Origin of the sequence: Serratia sp. P2ACOL2 (assembly GCF_003691565.1) — a bacterium.
GTDB lineage: Bacteria > Pseudomonadota > Gammaproteobacteria > Enterobacterales > Enterobacteriaceae > Serratia > Serratia liquefaciens.
The window spans coordinates 991,676-1,014,409 of record NZ_CP033162.1 but is presented as its reverse complement, the minus strand read 5'-3'; the positions used below and the strand labels follow the sequence as shown (position 1 = coordinate 1,014,409).

Below are 22,734 nucleotides of genomic sequence, written 5' to 3'. Positions count from 1 at the left end.
TGAGTAATGCGTAAGGAATGGCTTTGGGTCGGCGTAGTCGCGGTATTGCTTTCCGCCTGTACCGCCCCGACCACGGAACAGCAAGCGCCGCCGCAGCAGCCGTATAACGGACCGGTGGTGGAAATCGGTGGCGTTGAGCCTCAATATGAACCCTATACCCCTAATAACCTGCAGGATTATAAGGTTAATGGCGACACTTACCGCATTGTAAAAGATCCTCAGAACTTCTCGCAGACCGGTCTGGCCAGTTCCTATGGCGAAGAAGCCAGGGGGAATACCACCGCGCTGGGGGAACAGTTTGATCCTAACGGCCTGACCGCCGCACACCCGACGCTGCCGATCCCAAGCTACGTACGCGTGACCAACCTGGCCAACGGTCGCCAACTGGTAGTGCGCGTTAACGATCGCGGGCCTTACACCAAAGGTCGCATCATCGATTTGTCACGAGCCGTCGCCGATCGTCTGAACCTGTCCAATAACACCAAGGTCAAGGTTGATTTCATCAACGTTGCCCCGGATGGCACCCTCAGTGGCCCTGGCACCATCGGCACTACCGTCGCCAAACAAAGCTATGCCCTGCCCGCTCGCCCGGATCTGGGCTCCAGCAGCATGGGAACTCCCATTCAACAGGACGTCCCAGTAGCCAGCGGTGCCGCCGTGCGCCCGATTGACAACGGCAGCCTGAACACCGGCGACGTGGCTCCGGCAAGCAGCGCCGGCAATAGCCGCAGCGGCTTCCTCGGCGCGCCAAGCGCCGTACCGGCCGGCGTGTTGGAAGGCTCAGAGCCTGAACCCGCCGCCATTGCCGCACCGGTCGCCGCGACCGCCGCCGTTGCAGCAAGCAGTGCCTCTTCAACAGGCGGCTATGTGGTGCAGGTCGGCGCGCTGAGCAGTGCCGAGCGCGCGCAAAGCTGGCAGCAAAGCCTGAGCCAAAAATTCGGTGTACCGGGTAAGGTTGCCGCCAACGGCAGCGTCTACCGCGTACAGCTCGGCCCGTTCAGCGACCGTCAGCAAGCGGCTCAGTTGCAGCAGCGTCTGGCCACTGAAGCGCAGCAACAATCTTTTGTCACTGCCGCACCCTAAACATAGACCGGCGGGCAATCGCGACCGATAAGCTGATTTTTAGCTGAAACATTTTCTTTCAGCAAAAGCTTGTAAAGCGTGATAAGTCAGAGGATTGACTAATGCCTGCCAGGATCTCATCTGTTATAGTGTGGCTCGTTTTTTAACTTTACCCTCATGGATGTTGTAGTCTCGATCATGAAACAAGTAACTTCTTTTCGCTTAATCAAGAGCATAGCGCTCGGCACCGTTATCGCGATGAGTGCAACCACCGTTGCGCATGCCGATGACGTTAATATCAAGACCATGATCCCAGGCGTGCCGCAGATCGATGCGGAATCCTACGTCCTGATTGATTACAATTCCGGTAAAGTTTTGGCGGAGATGAACGCCGATGCGCGCCGTGACCCTGCCAGCCTGACAAAAATGATGACCAGCTACGTCATCGGTCAAGCGCTGAAAGCAGGCAAAATCGGCCAGGAAGATCTGGTGACCGTAGGTCAAGACGCCTGGGCAACCGGCAACCCGGTATTCAAAGGGTCTTCCCTGATGTTCCTCAAGCCTGGCGACCGCGTACCGGTCTCCAAGCTGACCCGCGGCATCAACCTGCAGTCAGGTAACGACGCCTGTGTGGCCATGGCCGACTACGTGGCCGGCAGCCAGGACGCATTCGTTAACCTGATGAACACCTACGTCAGCAAGCTGGGCCTGCAGAACACCCACTTCCAAACGGTACACGGCCTGGACGCACAGGGTCAGTACAGCTCCGCACGCGATATGGCGTTGATCGGCCAGGCGCTGATCCGCGACGTGCCGGACGAATACGCGATTTATAAAGAAAAAGAGTTCACCTTCAACAATATCCGCCAGATGAACCGTAACGGTCTGCTGTGGGATACCAGCCTGAACGTGGACGGCATCAAAACCGGCCATACCGACGCCGCGGGCTATAACCTGGTGGCTTCTGCGACCGAAGGCCAGATGCGTCTGATCTCCGCAGTGCTGGGCGGTCGTACTTACAAGGGCCGCGAAACCGAGAGCAAGAAACTGCTGACCTGGGGCTTCCGCTTCTTCGAAACCGTTGCGCCACTGAAAGTAGGCAAAGAGTTTGCGTCTGAGCCAGTCTGGTTCGGCGATGCAGATCGCGTTGAGTTGGGCGTAGACAAAGACGTTTACCTGACCATCCCACGCGGCCGCATGAAAGATCTTAAAGCCAGCTACGTGCTGAACACCCCGGAAATTCATGCGCCACTGGCTAAAAACCAGGTTGTCGGCAGCATCAACTTCCAGTTGGACGGTAAAACCATCGACCAGCGTCCGCTGGTAGTGATGAACGAAGTGAAAGAAGGCGGTTTCTTCAGCCGTATCGTCGATTACATCAAACTGATGTTCCACCACTGGTTCGGTTAACAGTTGAAATGGGCAAAATTGCCCCCATATACTGATTAACATTAACTCCCGCTCCGGCGGGAGTTATAATTTATAGACTCGCTATATCGATAGCCGCACTCTGGAGCGCACATGAAAACTAAACTGAACGAACTGCTCGAATTCCCTTGCTCATTTACCTACAAGGTAATGGGCCTGGCACAACCCGAGCTGGTAGACCAGGTGGTTGAAGTGGTGCAGCGCCACGCTCCTGGGGACTATAACCCGCAGGTTAAACCTAGCAGCAAAGGCAATTACCACTCCGTGTCCATCACCATCAATGCCACCCATATTGACCAGGTGGAAACCTTATATGATGAGTTGGGCAACCTTGAAATTGTCCGCATGGTGCTGTAATTCCAGCACAATCCTCTGCTTTTCAACCCGGGCCAGAGCATCCTCTGCCCGGGTTGCGCATTTTGAGTCAGCTATCCCAAAAGGATTGGAGCTGCATCAAGGCGGCAAGCGGCCGAATCCCGCTGAGCTTACTTAAGTAAGTGATTCGGGTGAGAAAGCGTGGCCAACACAGAGGCAGCTTCAAGCATGAAGGGTATAAATGCTGGTCGCGGGCCAGAGCGCCCGGTATAATGGCTTTACCACTTCTGTAACCTGACGATGACTCTTTTGCAACCAGACAAGATCATTTTGCGTCAGCTGGGGTTGCAGCCCTACGAGCCTGTATCCCAAGCCATGCACAACTTCACCGATCGCCGAACCGAAGCCACGCCCGATGAGCTGTGGTTGGTTCAGCATCAGCCCGTATTTACTCAGGGCCAGGCCGGTAAAGCGGAGCATCTGTTAATGCCGGGTGACATTCCGGTGATCCAAAGCGATCGCGGTGGCCAGGTAACCTACCACGGGCCGGGGCAACAGGTGATGTACGTGATGGTCGATCTGAAACGCAGCAAGGTTGGCGTTCGCCAACTGGTCACGGCTATCGAAGATACCGTTATTAATACCCTCGCCCACTTTCACATTGAATCGCGTGCCCGTCCGGATGCGCCCGGTGTTTACGTGGGGGAGCAAAAGATCTGTTCGTTGGGTTTGCGGATCCGCAAAGGCAGTTCATTCCACGGCCTGGCCCTGAATGTGGCCATGGATCTCACCCCTTTCCAGCGTATCAACCCTTGCGGTTACGCCGGCATGCAGATGGCGCAGGTCAGCGCGCTGGCGCCCGGCGTCGGCATAGAAGACGTACACCCCGTCCTGGTACAGGAATTTGTTCATTTACTCGGCTACCCGAAGGTCGAGCTTCGTAACTGGAACCTGCACGATTATGAGTAAACCAATTCAGATGGAACGCGGCGTCAAATACCGCGATGCAGACAAAATGGCGTTGATCCCGATTAAAACGGTGGTCACCGAACGGCAGGAGCTATTGCGTAAACCCGAGTGGATGAAAATCAAACTCCCTGCCGACTCTACGCGCATTCAGGGCATTAAAGCCGCAATGCGTAAAAACGGTCTGCATTCGGTGTGCGAGGAAGCTTCCTGCCCGAACCTGTCTGAGTGTTTCAACCACGGCACCGCGACCTTTATGATCCTGGGCGCAATCTGTACTCGTCGTTGCCCGTTCTGCGACGTAGCCCACGGTCGTCCGGTAGCCCCGGATGCCAACGAGCCGGAGAAACTGGCTCAGACCATCGCCGATATGGGCCTGCGCTATGTGGTGATCACCTCGGTTGACCGCGACGACCTGCGTGACGGCGGTGCCCAGCACTTTGCCGACTGCATCGCTGCCATCCGCGCGAAAAACCCAACCATCAAGATTGAAACCCTGGTGCCTGACTTCCGCGGCCGTATGGATCGCGCACTGGAAATTCTGACCGAAACGCCGCCGGATGTGTTTAACCACAATCTGGAAAACGTGCCGCGTGTTTATCGCCAGGTGCGTCCGGGCGCCAACTACGAGTGGTCACTGAAGCTGCTGGAACGGTTCAAGGAAGCGCATCCGCATATCCCAACCAAGTCTGGCCTGATGGTCGGCCTGGGGGAAACCAATGCGGAAATCGTTGAGGTTATGCGCGATCTGCGTCGCCATGGCGTCACCATGTTGACCTTGGGCCAGTATTTGCAGCCAAGCCGTCATCACCTGCCGGTGCAGCGTTACGTCAGCCCGGCCGAATTCGATGAAATGAAAGAAGAAGCGATGGCAATGGGCTTTACCCATGCAGCCTGCGGTCCGTTTGTTCGTTCCTCCTACCATGCCGATTTGCAGGCAAAAGGGATGGAAGTGAAGTAATCGCAGCAATGATTTGTTACGTTTCACCCTGCGGAAACGGCAAAAAACGGATGTCCTCGCGGCATCCGTTTTTTATTGCCTGGCAGAAAGCGTGATTAAACGTCTTTCTTTTCGACGCTCTGCGGGTTGGCCTGGCTTTCTGCGGTGTTGGCTGGCGGTGGGGTGGTATCGTCGCCCACGGCCTTTTTAAAGCCCTTCAGCGCCGCACCTAAATCCGCGCCCAACGTGCGCAGTTTGCTGGTACCGAACAGCAAGATGATCAACACCGCAATCACCAGAAGTTTGGTAATACTGATCCCTTCCATACTCACCTTCTTATTCATATAGCGCTGCGAATGCAGCGAGAAAACAAACCTTGCCTGCGGGTATTTACCTACTTTCTCTGGAGCAAGACAACAGCAACATGTAACAGAGTGAGATCCCCACCACGGCTCAATTTTATCCGCACTGGGCATTAATCAGACTGTTCTGAGTTTAGAAGCCGCGTGGTACGCTGTCACCCTGCTCATTATGGAGTTGCCGGATGTACAAGCCATCAGTCATAGATACCCGAAAATCCGGCCTTAGCTTTGCCAGACGCACCTATCTGCCGCGCATCGTCGGCCTGGGCATAGGTTCTCTGTGCGTATTTTCAGTTTTCTACACCCAAAACACCGCCCCATGGTTGTGGGTCCTGCTGATTTTGCACGGCTTTATCTGGCCACACCTCGCCTATCAATGGGCACGACGTTCGTCCCAGCCGTTCAAGGCCGAAATCCGTAACCTGCTGATCGATTCGTTTTTCGGCGGCCTGTGGGTGGCGATGATGGCCTTCAACGCCTTGCCGTCGATAGTAATCTTATCGATGATGGGAATGAACAACATAGCCGCTGCGGGTAAGCCGCTGTTCTTCAAAGGCCTGGCGGCACAGTTGGCCGGCGCTCTGACGATCGGCGCCCTGATGGGCTTTCCCTTTCAGCCGGAAAGTACGGTATCGCAGGTCTACCTGTGCCTGCCAATGATCTACCTCTATCCGATACTGCTGGGGTTAGTCACCTACCGCACCGCCAAACGGCTGGCGGAGAAAAAGCAGGAGCTGCTGCGCATCAGCATGCGTGACGGCCTTACCGGGTTGTACAACCGCCGCCACTGGGAGCATTTGCTGCATCATCAATTTGACAGCTGTCGCCGTTATCAGCACACCGCAACCCTGATCCTGATGGATATCGATCGCTTTAAAACCATCAACGACACCTTCGGCCATGCGTTGGGGGACGAAGCGCTGGCGGTGCTGGCGGAAGAACTGTTAATTGGTCTGCGCGCCGTAGATATTGTCGGACGCTACGGCGGCGACGAATTTGGCGCAGTGCTGCCCAACACCAGCGCCGAGCAGGCCAGCATTGCGTTATTGCGCATTCAGGAACGGCTCAATGAGGTCATTTTTCGCGAAGCCCCGCAACTGCGGCTCAACATCAGCGCCGGCATTGCGGATTATCACAGCGAGATGAGCGGCTATCTGGACTGGCTGAAAGCCGCAGACAATGCGTTGTACCGCGCCAAGAACAACGGCCGCAATCGCCTGGAGCTGGCCGTACCCGGCCATTGACGCCCAGAGTGACGACTTCCGCTTTTTCTGTCACTTTTGCTACTACAAAACGGGCTGCGCTGGGTGTAACATCCCCTATGCACAGCTAAACAGCCGTGCCGAACAACGGAGATGACATTCCTCCATAACCGCCCTCACAGGCTGATGATGTCTACGTAACCTCTCAGAGGGGTGCGTAGCGTTACGCCTGAACCTTTCTGAGTTTTATTTCCCCTTGAATGAAAGGTAGTTTCGACCATGTTGAGTTCTTTACTGGCAGTTTTTATTGGCGGCGGTCTCGGCAGCGTGCTGCGCTGGGCCATAAGCATGAAGATGAACCCGCTCAATGCGCACATCCCGCTGGGTACGCTGGCGGTGAACCTGCTGGGCGGTTTTATCATCGGCCTGGCTATGGCGATATTCACCCGGATGACACACCTGGATCCGACCTGGAAACTGCTGATCACCACCGGTTTTTGCGGCGGCCTGACCACCTTTTCCACCTTTTCTCTGGAAGTGGTGTATTTACTGCAGGATGGTCGTTTCGCCTGGGCGTTGGGCAATATGCTGCTCAACCTGGCGGGATCGCTGGCGATGACCCTGTTGGCGTTTATGCTGGTCATCTGGATCAACGGGCAATAAGTGATTTCGTTGCCTTAATGTTTCCTTAATCTCCCGTGCGCATAATCTCATCCAGTCACCCCAACTGGATGAGAACTCAGATGCCAAGCCTGCCAAGAACCATCACTGAAGTTGCCGCAACCCTGCTGTGCCTGCTGGTTGTTGTCGCCTTTATCAAGGTATATCTGTTCGCCTAAACCGCAGCGCTTCCCCACCTTTACCCTTGCCCTATTGCCTATTGCCGTTGTTGCATTACAATTGAGAATGAACGTTCACACCCAGAAGGTGAACAACACATTTCTTGGCAAAGGATCGGGACATGATATCCACCAGCGACAGCAAGCAGGCTAAAGTGCAGGCCCGCCGCGATCAGATTGTCGACGCCGCAAAACTCTGCTTTCGCCAGCACGGTTTCCACGCCGCCAGCATGGCGGAAATCGCGCATGCCTCGCAGCTGAGCGTTGGCCAGATCTACCGCTATTTCGACAATAAAGACGCCATCATCGAAGAGATCGTCAACCGCATCATCGCCAGTAAAATGCGCCGCCTGGAAGATCTCGGCGACCATATCAACCTGATCGCCGGCACTCTGGCAGCACGCAGCCTGTTTCAGCAACCGGGCGAAACTGAAACCGATCACATGCTGATGCTGGAAGTGACCGCTGAAGCCACCCGTAACCCGACGGTGGCGAAAATGCTCAGCGATGCGGAAACGCGCTTGTTTCATCATGTTTGCCAAAGCCTGCGTCGGCTCTACCCATATTTCAGCGAGCAGGAAATTGCCGCCAGGGTGGAATTTATTGCCGTATTAAGCGAAGGCACCGGCTATCGCATACTCACCACACAAAAAGCCGACGTCAGCTTGCTGAACGGCTTATACCAACAAGCTATCTCTCACCTGTTCAGGAAACCTTAATCCCTATGACCAGACCATTAGCCAGACAACGTCTGGTGTACGCGCTCGTGCTTGGCCTGCTCGCCTCACTGGGGCCGCTGTGCATCGATCTCTACCTGCCCGCTCTGCCGGAGATGGCCGGAGAGCTGAATACCTCTACCGCCACGGCACAGCTCAGCCTGACCGCCGGCCTGCTGGGGTTAGGCGTCGGCCAGCTGATTTTCGGCCCTTACAGCGACAAGCTCGGCCGCATGCGTCCGCTGCTGGTGTCGTTAGCGCTGCTGCTGTTCGCGTCACTGTGGTGCGCGTTGGCGCCGAATATCGACCAGTTGTTGATTGCCCGCCTGTTGCAAGGGCTGGCCGGGGCCGGTGGTGCCGTCATTTCGCGCGCTATAGCCCGCGATCTCTATTCCGGGCATGAACTGACACGGTTCTTCGCCCTGCTGATGTTGGTTAACGGCCTGGCGCCGATCGTTGCGCCAGTGCTGGGGGGAGCCATGCTGCAGTTCATGGACTGGCGAGGAATTTTCGGCGTGCTGGCAGGTATCGCAGTGCTGCTGTTTACGCTAGCCAGTTTGAAGCTCAGCGAGTCACTGCCCGCGGAACGTCGCAGCCAGGGCGGGATTTTGGCGATGTTGCAGTCGCTGGGCGGCTTGCTGACCCAACGCCAATTTATGGGCCTGTGCCTGACGCAAGGTTTCGTCATGGCCGGGATGTTCGCCTACATCGGCGCCTCTCCTTTCGTGCTGCAACAGATTTACGGCCTCAGCCCACAGATGTTCAGCCTGTGCTTCGCCATCAACGGCGTCGGGCTGATTATTTCGGCGCAAATCTCCAGTCGCCTGAGCATACATTGGGGAGAAAGAAAGGTGCTGAAAGGCGGCTTAACGCTGGCTGCGGTTTCCTCGCTGCTGCTGTTGCTGGCTGCCAGCCTGCACGCCCCGCTGGTGCTATTGCTGGTGCCGCTGTTCTTCTCGGTAGCGGTGATCGGCATCGTGGGCCCTACGGCGTCATCTTTGGCGATGCAAAGCCAAGGGGACAAAGCCGGCAGCGCCTCCGCATTGATTGGCGTGAGCATGTTTGCTTTGGGTGCCTGCAGCGTGCCACTTACCGGCCTGGGCGGCACCTCCAGCGTGTCGATGGCGCTAACCATCGTCGGCTGTTATGCCATCGCCATCCTGCTGTTTAAGCTGCTGGTACGTAAACCGCAGGCGTAAATCGTCGTAAAAAGGCAATAAAAAACCCGCTCTGAGAGCGGGTTTTAAGAATTTCGGCTACTGTAGCTTAGATAGCGATAACGTTAGCAGCAGATGGCCCTTTGGCACCGTTCGTGATTTCAAATTCTACACGCTGGCCTTCAGCAAGAGTTTTGAAACCATTGCTAGCGATGGCAGAGAAGTGAACGAAAACGTCCTTGCTACCATCTTCCGGAGTAATGAAGCCGAAGCCTTTGGATTCATTAAACCACTTAACGCTACCTTTAATCTTAGACATCAAACTTACCTTTAACGTGAATGTAAGACACAAAACGTGTGTCCAGTACAGTACAGCAATTAGACGGGATTTTGTCCACAACCTGGATCACATAAAAACGATAAAAAGTGAAAAAATCCGTCTCCCCCGCTGTAAACCACCCAGCCCCTTGGCCATTGCCGCCACGGGCAGTCCAATCCTCTCTAAACCCCAGCGAACAGCGGTCGAACGCCTGTTTGATGGGGCGTCAATGCGTATTGACGGCGTGATGCAGACACAATCGCTATGAAATATAACCATATAGTCTTTTTGCTTCCGGCCGCGCTGCACTAGGGTTAAAACTTGTTAACCACTGTGAGCCAAGACTATGACCAGCCAACTGGCCGAAAAAATCATCGCCTATCGCCGTGAACTGCATCAGAACCCTGAGCTGTCCAACCAGGAGTTTGCCACGACCGCCCGCCTCACCCGTTGGCTGGAAGAGGCCGGTATCCGTATTTTGCCGCTCGGGCTGAAGACTGGCGTAGTGGCCGAAATCGGCAGTGGCAAGGGGCCGATCATTGCGCTGCGTGGCGATATTGACGCCTTGCCGATCGAAGAAATTTCCGGCGTGCCGTTCAGCTCGCAAAACAGCGGCGTGATGCACGCCTGCGGACATGATTTTCACACGTCGGTCATGCTCGGCGCCGCGCACTTGTTGAAAGCGCGTGAGGCGACTCTGCCCGGTACGGTGCGTATTTTCTTCCAGCCGGCAGAAGAAACCTTTAACGGTGCCCAACACCTGATCGACGCCGGTGCGCTGGATAACGTGGCGGCAGTGTTCGGTTTGCACAATGCCCCCGAATTGCCGACCGGCACCTTTGCCACCCGAGCAGGCCCGTTTTACGCCAACGTCGATCGTTTCCAAATTCTGATCACCGGCAAGGGCGCGCACGCTGCCAAGCCGGAGCAAGGAGTCGACACCATCGTCACCGCCAGCCAGATCGTTACCGCATTGCAAACCCTGCCCAGCCGCAGCTTCAGTTCGCTGGAATCCCTGGTGGTGAGCGTCACGCGTATCGAGGGCGGCAATACCTGGAACGTTCTGCCGCAGACCGTAGAGCTGGAGGGCACGGTGCGCACCCACAGTGATGCGGTTCGCCGTCAGGTACCGGATAAAATCCGCCAGGTGATTAACGGCGTGGCCGCCTCGCTTGGCGCAGAAGCAGAATTGCGCTGGCAGGCTGGGCCACCGGCGGTCATCAACGACCCACGCTGGGCAGCGTTCAGCAAAACCGTCGCCGCCGAAGCGGGTTACCGGGTGGAAGAAGCCGAGTTACAAATGGGCGGCGAAGACTTCGCGCTTTATCTGCATCATGTCCCGGGCGTGTTCGTCAGCATCGGTTCGGCAAGCGAGTTCGGCCTGCACCATCCGCGTTTCAATCCGGATGAACAGGCGATTTTCCCCGCTTCGCAATATTTCGAACTGTTGGCGGAGCGCACGCTGCAACAATTAACCACGGTGCCGGAAAAAGCCACCAGCAACGTGTAAACCTGTCTGATTATTATTTCGCGGCGTAGAGTATTCTGCGCTGCGATTTATTATTTCCCTCACCGTTACATTTGCTATTTTCAACATTTGAATATGCTGTTTTGTTGTTTTACATCCTGATGACGCTAATCAATAGTGGAGCTCTAAAGAGAGCGCCACACCGGCATTTAACAGGGTGAAAGCAATGAGCAACAGTGCGAATAATCAACGGCAATTACGTCTTGGCGCCATTTTGCATGGCGCGTCGGGAAATATGTCTGCCTGGCGGCATCCGGATGCCACCGCCGACGCCAGTATTAATCTCGATTTTAATATTGCCACGGCGAAAAAAGCCGAACAGGGTAAATTGGATTTCGTGTTTGTTGCCGACGGCTTATATATCAATGAGAAGTCCATCCCGCACTTTCTCAATCGTTTTGAACCGCTAACCCTGCTTACCGCCCTGTCCGCAGCGACCGACAAAATCGGCCTGGTGGGCACATTATCCACCTCCTACAGCGATCCTTTTACCGTGGCTCGCCAGTTCGCCAGCCTCGATCACCTGAGTAAAGGCCGGGCGGGCTGGAACGTTGTCACCTCGCCACTGGAAGGATCCGCGAAAAATTTCTCGCGCGCCGAACATCCGGAACACAGCTTGCGTTACCGCATTGCCAGCGAATACCTCGACGTAACCAAAGGGCTGTGGGACTCGTGGGAAGCCGACGCCTTCGTGCGCAACAAGCAGAGCGGCGAATTTTTCAGTGCCGGAAAACTGCATACCCTGAACCATCAGGGAGAGTTCTTCTCTGTTCAGGGGCCACTGAATATTGGCCGTACGCCGCAGGGCCGTCCGATCCTGTTCCAGGCGGGCGCTTCGGAAGACGGCAAGCAATTGGCGGCCAAACACGCCGATGCCATCTTCACTCATCATGAATCGCAACAACAGGCGCAAGCATTTTATCAGGACGTCAAAAAACAGTTGGTGGAACAAGGGCGCGAACCGGATGACCTGCGGATCTTCCAGGGCGTCAGCGTGATCGTCGGTGACGATAATGAAGACGTGGAGCGTCAGTATTGGGAAACCGCGCGCCTGGTCAGCATCGAAAATGCGCTCAATTATCTGGGCCGCTACTTTGAGCACTATGACTTTTCGCGTCACCCGCTGGATGAACCCTTCCCAGACATTGGCGACCTGGGGCAAAACAGCTTTCGCAGCACCACCGACGCCATCAAACGCAACGCCCGTGAGCGCAATCTGACGCTGCGTGAAGTGGCGCTGGAGGCGGCCTCACCACGTCCGGTATTCGGCGGTACGCCGGAAGCGGTGGCCGACGGCCTGCAAAACTGGTTCGACACCCAGGCCGCCGACGGTTTCATCATCAGCGGCGGTACGCCAAATTCATTCAGCCACTTTGTCGACCGCGTAGTGCCCATTTTGCAACAACGCGGCCTGTTCCGCAGTGATTACAACGGCGACACGCTGCGCGATCACCTTGGCCTGAAGCAGCCACTGAACCAATTTACCCAATAAAAATAATATTATTTTCAGGGATAGCTGCTATGCGAAATACCTTTACCGTCACCGCCGTTGCCGCACTCCTGGCTTCGTTAAGCCTGGCCGGCACGGCGCTGGCAGCCGGCACCGGCATCGATTTAAAAGCCAATGAAACCCGCATTCATGTGGCTAAAAACCCGCAGGCGATCGCCAAACTGCCGCAAGGTTTCCATTTCGTGCAACCGGGCAAGTTCACCGTGGCGATTGCCGCGCTCAATACCCCGCCGCTGGCGCTGTTCGCCTCGGACAATAAAACGTTGATTGGCAGCGAATCCGACATCGCACAGTTGGTCGCCGACAGTCTGGGCCTGGAACTGAACGTGGTGCAAACCTCGTGGGAAGACTGGCCGCTGGGCGTCGCCTCTGGCAAATACGACGCCGCCATCACCAACGTCACCGTGACCAAAGAGCGTAAGACACGCTTTGATTTCGCCACCTATCGCATCGATTCCCTCGGCTTCTACGTGAAATCGGGCGGCAAGATCACTTCGATTAAAGAGGCCAAAGACATCGCCGGGTTGAAGATCATCGTCGGCTCAGGCACCAACCAGGAAGCCATTCTGCTGGACTGGGACAAACAGAACCAACAACAAGGGCTGAAACCGCTGCAGCCTGTCTACGTCACCGATGATGCCGCCGCCACACTGGCTCTCCAGTCCGGCCGCGCCGACGCTTATTTCGGTCCCAATGTGATGGGTGCCTACAAGGCTGCGCTCAATGGCCGTACCAAACTGGCGGGCACGGTAGACGGCGGCTGGCCAAAAGTGGCGCACATTGCCGTCACCACCAAAAAAGGCAATGGCCTGGTGTACGCAGTGAACGAAGCGCTGAACGGGGTGATCCAGGGTGGGCAATACGATCAGGTATTGAATCGTTGGGGTGAGAGCGTCGAACGCATTCCGCACTCGGAGATCAACCCACAGGGCTTGGGCGATTAGGAGCATACAGATGGCAAATGACGTTTTTATCCAAACGCTGCCGGACGATCCGCTGATCGAACCGGTGATCGCAGGGTTGTTCGACGAGTACCGCCGACGCTACGGCAACTATTTTGGTGACCAGGAGCAGGAAACGCTGGATCTGTACGCCCCACCACAGGGTGCCTTTATCGTGCTGCTGCGGGCCGGAGAGCCCATCGCCATGGGCGCTTTCAAACGCTACGATCCGCAAACTGCCGAGCTCAAGCGTATCTGGACCCGAACAGACCTGCGCCGACAGGGGCTGGCGCAGCGGGTATTGCAACAGTTGGAAACGCTGGCGCTGGAACAGGGTTATCGTCAGCTCTATCTGACCACCGGCTTTCGCCAGCCGGAGGCCGTGGGCCTGTATTTGAGCAACGGCTATCAGCCACAGTTCGATCCCAGCGTAGACAGTGAAGTCTACAGCCGCCCGCCCTACGACGGCCGACTGCCGTTTCGCAAAAGCCTGACAACAGCGGACGCACTCTGTTGTGCGCCGGAAAGGAAGATTGCCTAGGGGGCAGCCCCCTTCTTAACCCTTTTTTATCTGTTTCAGGAGATCTGCAATGTCCAAACAAGAAGTGTTAAAAGTGGTTCCCGCACGCTACCCGCTACGGCTGGTGGGCGCGCTGTTTTCAGTCTTTATTCTGGCGGCCATCGTCCAGTCGGTGGCGGCTAACGAACGTTGGGAATGGGGCGTATTCGCCGAGTGGTTCTTTGCACCGGCGGTGCTGTCGGGGTTGGGGCAGACCTTGCTGCTGACGCTGCTTGGCACCCTGTTCAGCATCATCTTCGGCACCCTGCTGGCGCTGGCGCGGCTGTCACGCTCTTATCTGCTGGCCTCGCTGGCGTGGGGGTATATCTGGCTGTTCCGCTCACTGCCGCTGATTCTGGTGCTGATTATTTTGTATAACTTTTCATACTTGTACGATGCGATTTCGTTAGGTATTCCCTTTACTTCTGTGGTGTTCGCCAGCTATCCGACCATCGATATTCTCAGCCAGTTCTCCGTGGCGGTGCTGGGGCTGACGCTGGTGCAATCGGCCTATACCGCAGAAATCATCCGCGGCGGCATTCTCGGCGTGGAATACGGCCAGCATGAGGCCGCGGCGGCGCTCGGTCTGCCGGGTTATCGGCGCACCTTTCGTATCATCCTGCCGCAGGCGCTGCGCTCCATCGTTCCGACCGGTTTCAACGAAATCATCAGCCTGGCGAAAGGCACTTCCATCGTTTACGTATTGGCGCTGCCTGAGCTGTTTTACACCATTCAGGTGATCTATAACCGCACTCAGCAGGTGATCCCACTGCTGATGGTCGCCACGATTTGGTACCTGTTCATCACCACCGCACTGTCGGTCATTCAGTATTACATTGAGCGCTATTTCGCCCGGGGCGCGGTCCGCGAACTGCCGCCAACGCCATGGCAGAAACTGGCCGGCTGGTTAAAACGTTAGGAGGATCCCATGTCCGAAGCCATTGATTATTATGCCCTGCGCGAAGCGCCGGTGCACAACATTGTCCCGGTACCGGCCCGCGGCCTGATTGAGATCAGCAACGTGAGCAAATATTTCGGCAAGCATAAAGCGCTGGACGACGTCAGCCTGACGTTGCAGCCGGGAACCGTCACGGTCATTCTTGGCCCCTCAGGTTCCGGCAAGTCCACCCTGCTGCGGGCCATCAACCATCTCGAGCGCGTCGACGAAGGTTTTATCCGTATCGACGGCGACTACGTCGGCTACCGACGCAAGGGTGACAAGCTGTATGAGCTGAAAGAAAACGCCATTCTCAAGCAGCGCATCAACGTTGGCTATGTGTTCCAGAACTTCAACCTGTTCCCTCACCTGACGGTCCTGGAAAACATCGTTGAAGCGCCGGTGGTACATAAGATTTACTCGCGAGCCCAGGCCAAAGAGGTCGCTTATCAACTGTTGGATACCGTCGGCCTGCGGCACAAGGCGGATGCCTACCCGCGTCACCTGTCCGGTGGTCAGCAACAGCGTATCGCCATTGCTCGTGCTCTGGCGCTGAATCCAAAGGTGATTTTGTTCGATGAACCGACTTCGGCGCTGGATCCGGAACTGGTTGGTGAAGTGTTAGACGTCATCAAAGGACTGGCGGATCTGGGAGTTACGCTGGTGGTGGTGACCCATGAAATTGGCTTTGCGCGCGAAGCGGCGGATCAGATTGTCTTTATGGTCGATGGGCAAATCGTCGAACAGGGCAATGCGCGACAGGTACTGAACCATCCACAGCATCACCGCACCGTCAACTTTCTCAATAAGGTTCTGTAACTGCAGGGCGCCCAACGGCGCCCCGTTCTATCATGCCTGCGCGAAACGGCGCTTTTCGGCGACGAAATCCAGCGGTTTGATGCCGCGCTGGTTGCGATCTTCTTCTGTCTGCAACGCTGACGGAATAAACCAGGTCACTTCAAACAACAGTCCGTCTGGATCGTGACCGTAAATGCTCTTGTGCACGCCATGGTCTTCCTCCAGCCCAAGAATGCCCCGCTGCGCCAATTGATCGCGAATGCGCTCCAGTTCGTCCAGGCTATCGACTTCCCAGGCCAGATGATACAACCCGGCCGGAGGTTCGTTTTCCGCCGGCGGCTCGCCGTTGGCGCGAAAAACACCGGCCCGCTGCTGCCCCAGGTTCTTGCTGAACAGCGCCAAATCGTGATCATTATCCGAATCGGCCGCCTGGGTAAACACCGCTTTATCGGGGCTGCCTGAAGGTTTGAGCTTGAATCCCAGCACCTGATGATAAAAGTCCGCGCTGTGCTGCACGTCACTGACATACAACACCGCGTGGTTAAGCCGTTTAATTCCCATCGATTTTCCCTTTCAGAAATGAATAAAGTCAGGCTGAAAATAGCATGCGGCCACCACGCGGCTAAATGCCGTTATCGCATTATCAAATGCCGGGCACGCAATCTGTCACTGCAAGGCATTCCGCGCTATCATAAGCACTGTATTGAACGACTTTATGAGAATGATGATGAACGGCAAGATAACGACTTTTTTTGAAGACAAAGGCTTCGGCTTTATTACCGATGAGAACGGGGAAAATCGTTATTTTCACGTGATTAAAGTGCAAAACCCGGAGCTGATTAAGAAAAACGCGGCGGTGACTTTCGAACCGACCAACAACACCAAAGGCCCGTCGGCATTTGCGGTCAAGGTGCTGGCGTCGAGCAAGTACATCATCATCGCCAACGAAAGAATCAAAATCACCAGCATCAAATCCTTCAATACTTTCACCAAGGAAGTGCCGGTGAAAGCGGACGTGGATAAAGAAAATACCGTGCTGTCGGTTGGCCTGCTGATGAACCGCATCCGCCCACAGTCTGAGGACGCGTCCCAGACCATGCAAACGCTGCGTATGCTGACCATCACCACCTTCCAGAACGACACCCATACCTTCTCCGAGCACGAGATCGACATGGACGAAACGCTGAAAGTGCTTAAAAGCCTGTAATCCCTTTCCAGGCGTATAAAAAACATTCAAAGCAATTTGATATCACCTGTGTTAGCGTGGGTTTTCACCTGACACAGGCCATTTATTATGTCTGATACCAGCAGTGTTAAAGGTTTCATCAACCGCTCAACCCAAATCGCCTGCCCGAAATGCGCCTATGTGACGACTCAAAAGTGCTCGATGCTGCGGCAAAAAGTCATGCTGATCTGCCCAAACTGCGGCACCGAGTTTGAACCCAAGCAGAACTGACGCCTTTATTTAAACAGAATGTGGTCCACGCTGTTGCCACTGATCACATTAAACGACTCCACCCTGTTACGCCCCTGCGACTTGGCGCGATAAAGCGCGATATCTGCCATATTCATCAGCTGTTCCAGCGATTTCACCTCATTCATCGCCAGATTGGCGACGCCAACGCTGATAGTGATTTTTAGCGGAACCTTGCCACCAGGATACAACTCGGTTTTTTGCACCAATTGCCGTAAATGCTCCGCCAACGCCACACCCTGCGCCGCCAGCGCGCGCGGCAACATAATGGCAAACTCTTCACCGCCCAAACGCCCAAACAGTTGATCGTGACGCAGTTCGCGCCTGACAATGTGGGCGAATGAAGCCAACACCTGATCGCCGGCCAAATGACCGTGGGTATCATTGATTTGTTTAAAGTGGTCAATATCGATCAACAGCAGCGACACCGCTTCTTTCGATTTATATTTGTGCTCCAGCATTTCACCGGCCTTACGCGTCAGTGCATTACGCGCCAAGACGCCCGTAAGGAAATCATGATTGGCACTGTGCTCCAGGCGCCGCAGCAGCTTACGGTTAACCGCGATTGAGCTGGAAAGGATCAGCGGCCCCATGACCAACATGGCAATGCCCAGACGGGCTGACATCAGCGTATCGAGGTAGGCATTATGGTTGTTCGGCGTTTCATACAGCATCAGGTTAGCCGAAATACTGCTGATCTCGGTCATGCCGGTTAGCAATGTCAGCAGCGTCACGGTGAACAACTGATAGCGGACCGCGCACCACAGCAACGCAGGGATCGGAAAAGCAATCGCCCCCGGCCCGCCGATATACACGCTAAATACCAGTGAAAACAGCAGCGCCAATAGCGGCATACTGGCACGCAGCTGCCAATTGATCTGCAGGCGCAGCAGTTGTTTAAGCCGCGGAGCGGCCAGCAATACCGGCAGCAACAGCAGGTTGGTCGAAAATTGTTCGCTGAACCACGCCAGCCAGGCGATAATCGCCGTGTTGTTGTACAGGCTGTCATTGCGCAGTATCGACAGTGTCGATGCCACTGCCGCACCGCTCAGGCTGGCAGTAAACATATAGAGGATCGCCTGAGGTTTGCCCATTCGGCGCTGCGACTGCGGCAACAGCAGCATCACACCGTAACCGGTAGCAATCAGGGACATGTTGCAGGCATTCAACCACAGCGCCAGCGACAGGCTTTCACCGTTGGTCAAATCGGCGGCGATCATCCCCAGATAGGTGATCAACCACCCCGCAGGGCTGGCATAGGCCGGTTTGCGTAATAATAGACCGAGTAAAATCGCATTCACCGGCCAAAACAGAGAAAGCGAACCTATTGGACGTGTAAAAATACCCAGCAGGGAAAGTAAATAGGCCAGCAGAAAAAGCGTGATCAACTGGATGGCGACCGGCAATCCCTGCTTGGCGTTTATTCTGGCGTTCATCGCCTTATCCATATATTTATAATCACCAGAGCAATTCTATGCATATTCCCTCGCCCGACATGATGAGGAAGACATAACAATCAGAGTTAAAATTAAAAAATACAGACAGATCAGCAACAAAGATACATTCGTTTTTAATTAACAGAATGCTCTTAACGCCATCGCTCACCGGTATCCTGCAATGCGAAACGGATTTTCACCCGCCCGAAAATAATGTTCAAGGATATCTAACAGCATAGCGTAAACCATCGCCGATGATCACAACGCCAAAACCATAATAATAAAATGGGTATTTTACCTACCGCTCAAGCCATGCTGCCGGTTATTATTTTCCGGTAAGACGCAACGAAGCGCAATTCATAAAAAAAGCCCGCGCAATGCGGGCTCGCTTGAAGAGCAGCTAATTGACAGTTACGACACGATCATTGCATGACCCTGTTGCCGCTCATTGTATCGCCGGAAGCTTAAGCCCACCTTAGCAACAAAAAACCCGGCCTAGGAACCGGGAATATTTGTACGAAATGCAGTGTTAGCCCAAGCAGGCTAATAACGCACACTAATTTACGCCCCAATTGTGTAGAAAAAATGAGCGCCCCAAAGCGTGCGTATGAATAAAAGCGTACCTGGCTAATCTCCCCCCCTGCGCGTGCAAGGGGATAATGCTTACGCCAATTTGGCGGCAAATGCCGCAACGCGCTGGCCGTACAGCGTAGCCGTTTCCAGATCGCCCGACAGCATTTCATCCACGCCGGCGTCTGCTGGGGTCTGCACCAGCAGACCAACGGACCCGCCGAGGTTGTTCACATCGGTACGTTGCGCCGCCTTGGTATTGGCCGGCATCAGCCCCAGACTGACCCACAGACCACCATGCTGAGAGGCCAGCGTTTGCAGCGCGATCAGCGTCACCTGCTTATCGCCGTTCAGGCTGGCGCTGTTAGTGAAGCCACCAAAAACCTTGTCCTGCCATTTGCGGGTAAACCAGGCTTTTGAACTGGCATCGGCGAATTTTTTGAACTGCCAGGACGGGCCCCCCATATAGGTCGGCGAACCAAAGATAATGGCATCCGCCTCATCCAGTTTTTGCCAGGCTTCATCGCTGATATTGCCTTCCTGATCGATAGCGATCAGTTCAGCTTCGGCACCTTGCGCCACCACGTTTGCCAAACGTTCGGTGTGGCCGTAGCCGGAGTGAAAAATTACCACTGTCTTCGCCATTAGAAACTCCCTGATCGTTGTATAAGGGTGCCTATGGCACCCGGGGATACTCTGATCCAATCTAATCAACTGTCTCCGGGGTGAATACCAAATTTATCTGACAGAGTTATTCAAAAAAACCGGATACTCGTCAGCTCACCACCACCAGCTAGCCCTGCTGCCGGGCGAAGTCAATAAACACACGCAGCGGCCGCGGCATTTGCCGATTAGCGGGATAATAAAGGTAAAATCCGGGGAAAGGCGGCGTCCAGGCCGTGAGCAACGAAAGCAACCGGCCGTCCCTCAGGGCCTCAGCCACCTGGCTCTCGAACAAGTAGGCAATCCCCAGCCCATCCATAGCAGCACGCACCAGAACCTGCGGTTCATCCACGATCAAGGGCCCCTCCACTGCAATCTCCAGCTTTTCGCCACCGCGCTCGAACTCCCAGCGATAGAGACTGCCATTCGTCGGCCAGCGAGTATTTAGGCAACGATGCTGTCGTAGCGCCTCCGGCGTCTGTGGTACGCCGTAACGAGCCAGGTATGTCGGCGATGCGACGACACACATGCGTTGCTCGCCTCCCAGCGCAACCGCCACCATGTCTTTTTCCAGCCGCTCATGCAAACGTACGCCCGCGTCGAAACCGGCGGCAACAATATCCACCAGCCGATCGTCCACGCTTAGATCCACCACAATATCGGGATAATGTGCATTGAACGGCGCTAACAACGGGGCCAGATAATAAATCGCCGCCAAACCGGACGCGTTAAGGCGTAGCGTGCCCGCGGGTTGTAAACGCAGCGCAGCCGTCTGGGTGACGGCGGCCTCAATCTCCGCCAATGCTGGCGAAAGGCGCGCTAACAGCTGCTCCCCCGCTTGGGTGAGGGCCACGCTGCGAGTAGTGCGATTCAACAGCCGAACACCAAGCCGGGTCTCCAGATTACGCAGAGTCTGGCTGAGTGCGGAAGCGGACATACCCAGTTGCGCTGCGGCACGGGCAAAACCGCCATGTTCCACAATGGCAGCAAAAGCGCGCAGCTCTGCAAAGTCACTTCCTCTCATTATGCCTCCTGTGCTTAATAATTCATGAAGATTATAGCGTATTCAATCAGAGTATCGCGGGGCCTATTCTGGGGAAAAACCACAGAGGAATGCACGATGCATACATCACTGGCCCGAAACCACTACCGTCTACTGGGCCGTTCCGGCCTGCGCGTCTCGCCGCTGGCACTCGGCACCATGACCTTCGGCACCGACTGGGGCTGGGGGGCGGAACAGGCGGAGGCCCGCCGTTTGTTTGACGTTTACGTCGAGCGCGGCGGCAATTTCATCGATACCGCCAACCGCTACACTGAAGGCAGCGCCGAGCGTTTTGTCGGGGAGTTCGCTGCCGGACGCCGCGATCGGTTGGTAATCGCCACTAAATACACGCTGCCCATGCAACCCGATAATCCCAACTCCGGCGGCAACCATCGCAAGAGCATGGTGCGCTCAGTGGAAGACAGCCTGCAGCGCCTTAATACCGATTATATCGACCTGCTGTATCTGCACGCCTGGGATTTCACCACACCGGTGGAAGAGATCATGCGCGCCATGGATGACCTGGTGCGCGCCGGCAAGGTGCTGTATCTGGCCGTGTCGGATCTGCCCGCCTGGCAGGCCGCCAGAATGCAAACCCTGGCAGAGTTGCGCGGCTGGTCACCGCTGATTGGCCTGCAGATCGAATACAGCCTGCTGGAACGCACCGTAGAGCGTGAGCTGATCCCGATGGCACAGGAAATGGGCCTCGGTGTGATCCCTTGGTCACCGCTGTCCGGCGGTATCTTGAGCGGCAAATACAGCCGACGTGATTTGCAGCCCATGGGGGAAGAGAACGGGACAAGGCGCGCAATGGTACGCAATAAGGGCATGCTGACCGAACGCAATCTTGTGATTGCCGAACAGGTACAGGCGCTGGCCGACGAATCCGGCTTCAGCGCTTCGCAAGTGGCCCTGGCCTGGACGCTGCGTAACCCGGCGGTGACCGCCCCCATTATTGGCGCACGTACGCTGGCGCAATTGGAAGATAATCTGGGGGCATTAGACGTCCGGCTCACAGAAGAGCAATGGCAACGGCTGGAAACTGCCAGTGCCATCGAGCTCGGTTTCCCCCATGATTTTCTGGCGTTGCAGGCCACGCGCGACATTATGTTTGGCGGGCAAATGATTGAGCGCAGGTAAAAAAAATCCCGCACAAGGCGGGATAAACTTAACAGGGATGGGGTAATACACTACAGGGAATGGATAACACACAACATCATCGGGTAGCTGTTAAATTACCAGCCACAATGTATAGAACTGTCATGCCTGCGTAAGGTTGCTCCGACAGATGTAACCTTGGATGGAAATGTGACATTTTTACTGCGGCGCCGCTTGTTCATCGGCGCCAAAGTCCCGGCACCGCCCTCGCAGAAATGATTAATAAACAATCAATAAAGGGCTATTAACCCCGAGCAATGCTAAACTGAGGCTCCTTACATCTACCCGGTGAAAGATATGTCTATCTTTGATGCCCTTAAGATGTTCAGCGACTCATCAGTAAAAGTGACCTGCCCGAAATGCGCTCACGTATCTGAACAAAACAGTCGCAAAATGCGTAAAAACATCACCATGATCTGCCCTAAATGCGGGCACTATTTCCTTCCTGACGAAAAATAGCCCCCTCTCATTGGCGATACTGTATACCGTAAGCAGCCGGCGCTATCGCGGCGGCACAAAGCGGTCTGGATGGGATGACGGCTGTTAACGGATTTCAATGCTGATATCGGGGTAGGCCTTCTCACCGTCGCTGAGATAATGGCCCAACGACCGATAGGCCAATACATAAAGCGCTGTAGCTGCGCACAGGCAAAATAGCGTTACCAGCAAGAATTTTGATTTACGCACGGTGAGATTCTAATGGGCATTTGGCTTTATTTTAACGCCGCAGCATAAACAAAAGCTCAATTGTTCACCGATCTGATCGCACATAAACAAAGCCCCAGCGCAGAGCCGGGGCTTCAATATCGAAT

Annotated in this window: 26 protein-coding genes and 1 riboswitch; of the genes, 19 read left to right on the top strand and 7 right to left on the bottom strand. The window is 55.3% G+C overall.

Annotated elements, in window-relative coordinates; genetic code table 11:
• The first annotated feature begins 6 nt into the window (after positions 1-6).
• From rlpA to lipA, 5 genes are all read left to right on the top strand, one after another.
• A complete protein-coding gene (gene rlpA / locus EBA31_RS04810; RefSeq protein WP_122077575.1) occupies positions 7-1,083 on the top strand; it encodes an endolytic peptidoglycan transglycosylase RlpA in 1,077 nt (358 codons plus the stop codon).
• A 177-nt stretch (positions 1,084-1,260) separates the two neighbouring features.
• Positions 1,261-2,472: a D-alanyl-D-alanine carboxypeptidase DacA gene (gene dacA, locus EBA31_RS04805; RefSeq protein ID WP_020825614.1), complete on the top strand. Its 1,212-nt coding sequence runs from the start codon at positions 1,261-1,263 to the stop codon at positions 2,470-2,472.
• 111 nt (positions 2,473-2,583) lie between these two features.
• On the top strand, positions 2,584-2,847 hold the full coding sequence (ybeD, locus tag EBA31_RS04800) for a DUF493 family protein YbeD (RefSeq protein WP_020825613.1): 264 nt from the start codon (positions 2,584-2,586) through the stop codon (positions 2,845-2,847).
• 258 nt (positions 2,848-3,105) lie between these two features.
• Positions 3,106-3,774, top strand: a complete 669-nt coding sequence (gene lipB / locus EBA31_RS04795) for a lipoyl(octanoyl) transferase LipB (RefSeq protein WP_020825612.1) — start codon at positions 3,106-3,108, stop codon at positions 3,772-3,774.
• Entirely contained in the window at positions 3,767-4,732 is a 966-nt protein-coding gene (gene lipA / locus EBA31_RS04790) for a lipoyl synthase (RefSeq protein ID WP_020825611.1), read from the top strand. Before lipB ends, lipA begins: the two co-directional genes overlap by 8 nt.
• Positions 4,733-4,827: 95 nt before the next feature.
• Here lipA and tatA read toward each other — a convergent pair whose 3' ends face one another.
• Positions 4,828-5,037, bottom strand: coding sequence for a Sec-independent protein translocase subunit TatA (gene tatA / locus EBA31_RS04785; RefSeq protein ID WP_020825610.1), 210 nt, complete (start codon positions 5,035-5,037; stop codon positions 4,828-4,830).
• A 218-nt stretch (positions 5,038-5,255) separates the two neighbouring features.
• Here tatA and EBA31_RS04780 point away from each other — a divergent pair, with 218 nt between their 5' ends.
• The 4 genes from EBA31_RS04780 (at position 5,256) to EBA31_RS04765 (ending at position 9,029) form a co-directional block, all read left to right on the top strand.
• Positions 5,256-6,317: a diguanylate cyclase gene (locus EBA31_RS04780; RefSeq protein ID WP_122077573.1), complete on the top strand. Its 1,062-nt coding sequence runs from the start codon at positions 5,256-5,258 to the stop codon at positions 6,315-6,317.
• 98 nt (positions 6,318-6,415) lie between these two features.
• Positions 6,416-6,478, top strand: a riboswitch (Fluoride riboswitch).
• A gap of 76 nt (positions 6,479-6,554) precedes the next feature.
• Entirely contained in the window at positions 6,555-6,938 is a 384-nt protein-coding gene (gene crcB, locus EBA31_RS04775; RefSeq protein ID WP_046374295.1) for a fluoride efflux transporter CrcB, read from the top strand.
• A 298-nt stretch (positions 6,939-7,236) separates the two neighbouring features.
• Positions 7,237-7,833 carry a TetR/AcrR family transcriptional regulator gene (locus EBA31_RS04770; RefSeq protein WP_020825607.1) on the top strand — a complete coding sequence of 199 codons (597 nt, stop codon included), beginning with the start codon at positions 7,237-7,239 and terminating at the stop codon, positions 7,831-7,833.
• A 5-nt stretch (positions 7,834-7,838) separates the two neighbouring features.
• The gene (locus EBA31_RS04765; RefSeq protein WP_020825606.1) at positions 7,839-9,029 is read left to right on the top strand and encodes a multidrug effflux MFS transporter; all 1,191 of its coding nucleotides are present in this window, start codon (positions 7,839-7,841) and stop codon (positions 9,027-9,029) included.
• Between the two features lie 67 nt (positions 9,030-9,096).
• Here the strand turns inward: EBA31_RS04765 and cspE are convergent, their stop codons facing one another.
• Positions 9,097-9,306, bottom strand: coding sequence for a transcription antiterminator/RNA stability regulator CspE (cspE, locus tag EBA31_RS04760; protein WP_002210315.1), 210 nt, complete (start codon positions 9,304-9,306; stop codon positions 9,097-9,099).
• A gap of 346 nt (positions 9,307-9,652) precedes the next feature.
• Here cspE and EBA31_RS04755 point away from each other — a divergent pair, with 346 nt between their 5' ends.
• The 6 genes from EBA31_RS04755 to EBA31_RS04730 all read left to right on the top strand — a co-directional run bounded on the left by EBA31_RS04755 (position 9,653) and on the right by EBA31_RS04730 (position 15,600).
• Positions 9,653-10,816, top strand: a complete 1,164-nt coding sequence (locus EBA31_RS04755) for a M20 peptidase aminoacylase family protein (RefSeq protein WP_122077571.1) — start codon at positions 9,653-9,655, stop codon at positions 10,814-10,816.
• 184 nt (positions 10,817-11,000) lie between these two features.
• A complete protein-coding gene (locus EBA31_RS04750) occupies positions 11,001-12,326 on the top strand; it encodes an LLM class flavin-dependent oxidoreductase (protein ID WP_122077569.1) in 1,326 nt (441 codons plus the stop codon).
• A gap of 29 nt (positions 12,327-12,355) precedes the next feature.
• Positions 12,356-13,288, top strand: a complete 933-nt coding sequence (locus EBA31_RS04745) for an ABC transporter substrate-binding protein (protein ID WP_048759511.1) — start codon at positions 12,356-12,358, stop codon at positions 13,286-13,288.
• 10 nt (positions 13,289-13,298) lie between these two features.
• On the top strand, positions 13,299-13,826 hold the full coding sequence (locus EBA31_RS04740) for a GNAT family N-acetyltransferase (RefSeq protein WP_046374299.1): 528 nt from the start codon (positions 13,299-13,301) through the stop codon (positions 13,824-13,826).
• Positions 13,827-13,875: 49 nt separating this feature from the next.
• Positions 13,876-14,763: an amino acid ABC transporter permease gene (locus EBA31_RS04735; RefSeq protein ID WP_020825601.1), complete on the top strand. Its 888-nt coding sequence runs from the start codon at positions 13,876-13,878 to the stop codon at positions 14,761-14,763.
• Between the two features lie 9 nt (positions 14,764-14,772).
• Entirely contained in the window at positions 14,773-15,600 is an 828-nt protein-coding gene (locus EBA31_RS04730; protein WP_122077567.1) for an amino acid ABC transporter ATP-binding protein, read from the top strand.
• Between the two features lie 30 nt (positions 15,601-15,630).
• On the opposite strand, the gene EBA31_RS04725 is transcribed toward EBA31_RS04730, so the two are convergent.
• Complete coding sequence (locus EBA31_RS04725) at positions 15,631-16,140, bottom strand: VOC family protein (protein WP_046374300.1); 510 nt, start codon at positions 16,138-16,140, stop codon at positions 15,631-15,633.
• Between the two features lie 166 nt (positions 16,141-16,306).
• On the opposite strand from EBA31_RS04725, the gene EBA31_RS04720 reads away from it, so the two are divergent.
• Together EBA31_RS04720 and EBA31_RS26890 are read left to right on the top strand one after the other, a co-directional pair.
• Positions 16,307-16,786: a cold-shock protein gene (locus EBA31_RS04720; protein ID WP_041415242.1), complete on the top strand. Its 480-nt coding sequence runs from the start codon at positions 16,307-16,309 to the stop codon at positions 16,784-16,786.
• An 87-nt stretch (positions 16,787-16,873) separates the two neighbouring features.
• Positions 16,874-17,035: a YnfU family zinc-binding protein gene (locus EBA31_RS26890; protein ID WP_020825597.1), complete on the top strand. Its 162-nt coding sequence runs from the start codon at positions 16,874-16,876 to the stop codon at positions 17,033-17,035.
• A gap of 5 nt (positions 17,036-17,040) precedes the next feature.
• Here the strand turns inward: EBA31_RS26890 and EBA31_RS04715 are convergent, their stop codons facing one another.
• The 3 genes from EBA31_RS04715 to EBA31_RS04705 all read right to left on the bottom strand — a co-directional run bounded on the left by EBA31_RS04715 (position 17,041) and on the right by EBA31_RS04705 (position 20,746).
• Complete coding sequence (locus EBA31_RS04715; protein WP_116691177.1) at positions 17,041-18,489, bottom strand: GGDEF domain-containing protein; 1,449 nt, start codon at positions 18,487-18,489, stop codon at positions 17,041-17,043.
• A 663-nt stretch (positions 18,490-19,152) separates the two neighbouring features.
• Positions 19,153-19,704: a flavodoxin family protein gene (locus tag EBA31_RS04710; RefSeq protein WP_020825595.1), complete on the bottom strand. Its 552-nt coding sequence runs from the start codon at positions 19,702-19,704 to the stop codon at positions 19,153-19,155.
• Positions 19,705-19,852: 148 nt separating this feature from the next.
• Positions 19,853-20,746 (bottom strand): LysR family transcriptional regulator, encoded by an 894-nt coding sequence (locus EBA31_RS04705; protein WP_122077565.1) that lies wholly within the window; start codon positions 20,744-20,746, stop codon positions 19,853-19,855.
• Between the two features lie 96 nt (positions 20,747-20,842).
• Here EBA31_RS04705 and EBA31_RS04700 point away from each other — a divergent pair, with 96 nt between their 5' ends.
• Positions 20,843-21,904: an aldo/keto reductase gene (locus EBA31_RS04700; protein ID WP_122077563.1), complete on the top strand. Its 1,062-nt coding sequence runs from the start codon at positions 20,843-20,845 to the stop codon at positions 21,902-21,904.
• A 315-nt stretch (positions 21,905-22,219) separates the two neighbouring features.
• Positions 22,220-22,381 carry a YnfU family zinc-binding protein gene (locus EBA31_RS27015; protein ID WP_217330903.1) on the top strand — a complete coding sequence of 54 codons (162 nt, stop codon included), beginning with the start codon at positions 22,220-22,222 and terminating at the stop codon, positions 22,379-22,381.
• An 84-nt stretch (positions 22,382-22,465) separates the two neighbouring features.
• On the opposite strand, the gene EBA31_RS26885 is transcribed toward EBA31_RS27015, so the two are convergent.
• Entirely contained in the window at positions 22,466-22,609 is a 144-nt protein-coding gene (locus EBA31_RS26885) for a hypothetical protein (protein WP_165366286.1), read from the bottom strand.
• Positions 22,610-22,734 lie beyond the last annotated feature (125 nt).